At 40.7% G+C, this 2,020-nt stretch carries 2 protein-coding genes; both read left to right on the top strand.

The annotated features are described in order from the left end of the window. Positions 1–878, top strand: an 878-nt coding sequence (locus CALSC_RS24855) for a HEAT repeat domain-containing protein (protein ID WP_200817748.1), incomplete at its 5' end; no start/stop codon positions are given. Positions 879–1,030: 152 nt separating this feature from the next. Further along, entirely contained in the window at positions 1,031–2,008 is a 978-nt protein-coding gene (locus CALSC_RS24860; RefSeq protein WP_088243880.1) for a caspase family protein, read from the top strand. The last annotated feature ends 12 nt before the right edge of the window (positions 2,009–2,020 follow it).

Here is a 2,020-nt window from a genome sequence, read left to right on the forward strand (position 1 = left end):
GTTTTGTACGTTCTCGTGCGGCATCTGCTTTGGGAGGAATAAAATCTGATGCCGCAGTACCAGGATTAATTAAACTTCTAGAAAATCAAGACTCCGATGTGCGTTCTCGTGCGATATCAGCCTTGGTAGCAATAAAATCTGATGCCGCAGTACCAGAGTTAATTAAACTTCTGGAAAATCAAGATTCCGATGTGCATTTTCGTGTAGCATCTGCCTTGGTAACAATAAAATCTGATACCGCAGTACCAGGGTTAATTAAACTTATGGAACATCAAAACTATTTTTTGCGTAGAAGTGCAGAATATGCTTTGGTAACAATAAAATCTGATGCCGCAGTGCCAGGGTTAATTAAACTTCTTGAACATGAAGACTCTGATATGCGTAGAAGTGCAGCATATGCTTTGGGAGTAATCAAATCTGATGCTGCAGTAACAGAGTTAATTAAACTTCTAGCAGATCAGAATTACTTTGTGCGTAGAAGTGCAGTATATGCCTTGGGAGAAATAAAATCTGATGCCGCAGCAAAAGGGCTAATTAGAATTCTCGATAATGAAGAATTTGATATGCGTAGAAGTGCAGCAGATGCCTTGATAAAAATAAGATCTGATGTCGCAGTACCAGGGTTAATTAAACTTCTAGAAAACGAAGACTCAGATATGCGTAGAAGTGCAGCAGATGCCTTGATAAAAATAAGATCTGATGTCGCAGTAACAGGGTTAATCAAACTTATCAAAGATGGAGAGTTCGATGTGTATTCTCGTGTAGCATATGCCTTGGGAAAAATAAAATCTGATACCGCAATACCAGAATTAATGAAACTTCTAGAAAATCAAGACTATGGTGTGCGTGAAAGTGCAGCATATGCCTTGATAAAATAAAATCTGATGCTGCATTATCAGGGTTAATTCAACTTTTAAATGCTAGTAATTTTCTCAAATTAAATAATGGCGAAAATGCCTCTCAAGCTATAAACACCCTAGAAAAAATCCAAAAACACTTCAAATACTACAAACCCATCCCCAAACCCACCATGTCCAAATCCACCGCCCACAACTACGCCTTACTCATTGGCGTTGGTGAATGTGAAGAAACCAAATTATCCCTACCAGTCACAGTTAAAGATATTCAAGCAGTAAAAACTCTCCTCACCGACTCCAACCTATGCGGTTACATGGACAATAATATTCGTCTCCTCCACGACGCAAACGCCACCAAAAACGCAATATTAGACAGCTTAAACTGGCTGAAACAACAAGCCGAAAATGACCCAGAAGCAACTATACTAGTCTTCTATTCTGGTCATGGTTTATTAGATAACTCTGGAAATTACTACCTCATTCCCCACGAAACTGACAGAGCAGATATCCCCGACACAGCACTCCCAGCCAACACATTTAACCAAGCCTTGCGAGAAATCCCAGCCCAGAGATTACTAGTAATAATAGATAGTTGTCACGCCCAAGGAATGGCGACATCAAAAGATGATGCAGGGAAAACCAAACGTTCACCCATACCCAAAGGCTTTACTCAAACAGCTTTACCCAAAACCATCATCGACGACTTAAAACAAGGTACGGGAAGAGTTGTTTTCACCTCCTCCACCGGAGAACAATTATCTTGGGTGCGCAGTGACAATACAACGAGTATTTATACTTATCACTTCCTAGAAGCCGTACAAGGTGCAGGAAATCAACCAGGGGATAAAGTCGTCAAGGTTTCCGATTTAATGAACTACCTGGGTAAAACCGTTCCCGCAAGCGCACAACAGGAATACAAGAAAGAACAAACACCCTTCTTTGACTTTGCCACAGAAGACTTCCCCGTGGCTTTATTGCGTGGGGGTAAGGGTTTACCACCACAGGGTTGGGAAGAGGTGAAAGAGGAAGCAGACGAAAAGATTCGCGGTATTAGCGTTAATGGGAATAATAACATTACAGGCGATCGCAATATAAGCGTAAAAATAGATAACGCCAGAGATATTTCGTTTGGTGGCCTGTCTTCTGATTAAATATTGAATACT

This window comes from Calothrix rhizosoleniae SC01, from assembly GCF_900185595.1.
Lineage (GTDB): Bacteria > Cyanobacteriota > Cyanobacteriia > Cyanobacteriales > Nostocaceae > Calothrix_A > Calothrix_A rhizosoleniae.

What these genes read in the sequence shown, in the direction of transcription:
- CALSC_RS24860 (WP_088243880.1), top strand. Translation starts at nt 1,031, where the DNA reads ATGTCCAAATCCACCGCCCACAACTACGCCTTACTCATTGGCGTTGGT.